This is a genomic window from Nostoc sp. UHCC 0252 (assembly GCF_034931145.1).
GTDB lineage: Bacteria > Cyanobacteriota > Cyanobacteriia > Cyanobacteriales > Nostocaceae > Nostoc.
On record NZ_JAYGHE010000110.1, the window covers coordinates 1 to 2,305 of the forward strand.

Genomic DNA, 2,305 nt, shown 5'->3' on the forward strand with positions numbered 1-2,305 from the left:
CAATTGATGCTGATGATTGTGTCAGCAAAAAATTAGCCCAATTCGTTCAACAACATCCTGATTCTGATGGATGGGTTATCAACAAAGGTTACAAGTATCAGGAAGGCAGTAAATATATGTATTAAAAGAAGAAATTTTTATAAAATGTGCGGCAGTTGTAATATTATCCGCTATGATTTGAACTATTTGCCCGAAACCGCAGAATATAATCGTGGCTACGGTTACTACAGATATTATATAGATCATGGCAAAGTCAAGGATTTTTTAGAGAACAGAGGAAAAGCTATTAAATCATTACCATTTCCACGAGCCGTTTATATCTTGGATACAGGAGAAAATCTTTTTGATAATTCAAAAAGGTTGGGATTTAGCATTTTTAATCGCAAATTATTAAATCAATCAGTTAGAGATGAATTTGAATTGTACGACTTACAGCAATCCAAAGAAATTTGTCAAGTATAATATATTTCTTGATGCTGATAGGCTACAGCCCGACTATGCCGAAAATAAAGTCAAAATCTAAGAAATCTAAAAACTCTAAAAAGCAGGCTTCTAAGGATTCTACTCTTAGCCTCAAAGAACAGTTAGCTCAAAAACGCAAAGCAGCCCTAGCACGAAAAGAACTCATTAGTTTACTCACCACCGCCACTTTTGGCGGTTTATTCGTTGGCATTGTGCTTTTTTTCGTAGTTGGAATTAAAGCAGCAGTCCCTGGTGTCTTGGGGATCATCATATTATCCCTTTCCTACAAATACCCGCGCCAAGCACTATATGCCTTCATCATTTACGTCCCTGTTGGTGGTACTATCACTTACTACTTGGGCAATAGTCCTATACTCCAATTAGCTAAAGATGCCTTTTATGTTCCAGCGTTAATTGGACTTTGGCAAACTTGCCGTAAACAAGGGCTACCCCTAATTATTCCCCAAGGAATTAAAATTCCACTTTATATTGTCTTGGGTTGCAGTGTCTTAACACTCTTATTTGTCAATGGTGGACAGCAGTTTAACCCGCCTAGTGTAGGACTTTTGGAAAAAGTAGAAAAAGAAATACCTTTAGGCATGGGAATTCTGGGACTGAAAGTATTTTTAGGCTATGTCCCCCTACTTGGTTGCGCTTACTATCTAATTCGGGATAAGCGGGATTTTCTCTTTTTATCGCGCCTCCAGATTGCCCTCACACTAATTTGTTGCGTGCTGGGATTTATTCAATATATGTTACTACTAACTGGTGTATGTCAAGGTACTAGAGGTCTTGAAGGAGATGCTTTATTTAGAGCAACACTCGAAGCCAGATGTTATTTTGGTGGAGCGCTGGTATATAGTCCCGATGAAGGAGTTATTCGCCTACCAGGGACATTTGTGGCTCCTTGGCAGTGGGCTTGGTTCTTAATTGCCAGCACGTTTTTTACCTTTGCCACCGGCTTCACCGACCCTTCTCCAATATGGCGGTTGGTCGGTTTAGGTTCTTTGGTGACAGTCTTTATCAATGCTGTAATTTCTGGACAGAGAATCGCCTTAGCCTTAGTACCGACCTGCTTCGGGATTTTGCTACTGCTGACTGGTCAAATTGGCAACCTCAAACGGTTTATCCCCGCAGGCATAGGACTTGCCCTAGTTTTGGGAATTGTGATGGTGACTAACCCTGCTGTCGTGCAAGAGAGAACCGCGAGTTTTACCAGTCGTTGGGAGGCTTCACCGCCTGAAGATTTTATCGTCCAGCAATTTGAAGAGAATTGGAAAGCCGTAGACGGCCCTTTGGGAAGTGGTTTAGGTCGAGCAACTAACTCTGCCCGTGCAATGGGTAAAACTAAGCTGGTGGAAACTTACTACCCCAAAGTCCTTTATGAAGTAGGAATTCTTGGAGTATTAGCTTTTCTAAGTTTGGTAACAAGTTTAACAATTGCCGGCTTTAAAACTTATCGCTCCATAAAGAACCGTAATTTCCGCAGTTACGGAGCAGCTTTGTGGGTGTTTATATTGTTTATTAGCTACAACACCTACTACTATCCTTTGGATGTTGATCCTGTTGCTGTCTATTATTGGTTTTTTGCAGGAGTTCTTTTTAAATTGCCAGAACTAGAAAAACAAGATAAAGAAGATGCAAACCCTTTGCAAAAAAACAAGAAAAAACGTCTACAAACAATTTAAGTAAAATATCATAGGAGGTTAAAAACACCTTAACATTTAAAACCTACTTTATTGATAAAAGTGATAAATGAGAACTGTTCCAAATTTTTATAGTACTGATGCAAAACTATAGCGGTTTTCATTTACGTAAGGTATACCCGTAAGGGCACGGCAGT

The 2,305-nt window shown here is 39.6% G+C and carries 2 protein-coding genes; both read left to right on the forward strand.

Features of this window, described 5'->3' with window-relative positions; all coding sequences use genetic code 11:
* Positions 1–144: 144 nt before the first annotated feature.
* Positions 145–462 carry a hypothetical protein gene (locus VB732_RS33260; RefSeq protein ID WP_323235100.1) on the forward strand — a complete coding sequence of 106 codons (318 nt, stop codon included), beginning with the start codon at positions 145–147 and terminating at the stop codon, positions 460–462.
* A gap of 35 nt (positions 463–497) precedes the next feature.
* Positions 498–2,150, forward strand: a complete 1,653-nt coding sequence (hpsL, locus tag VB732_RS33265; RefSeq protein WP_323235101.1) for a hormogonium polysaccharide biosynthesis protein HpsL — start codon at positions 498–500, stop codon at positions 2,148–2,150.
* The last annotated feature ends 155 nt before the right edge of the window (positions 2,151–2,305 follow it).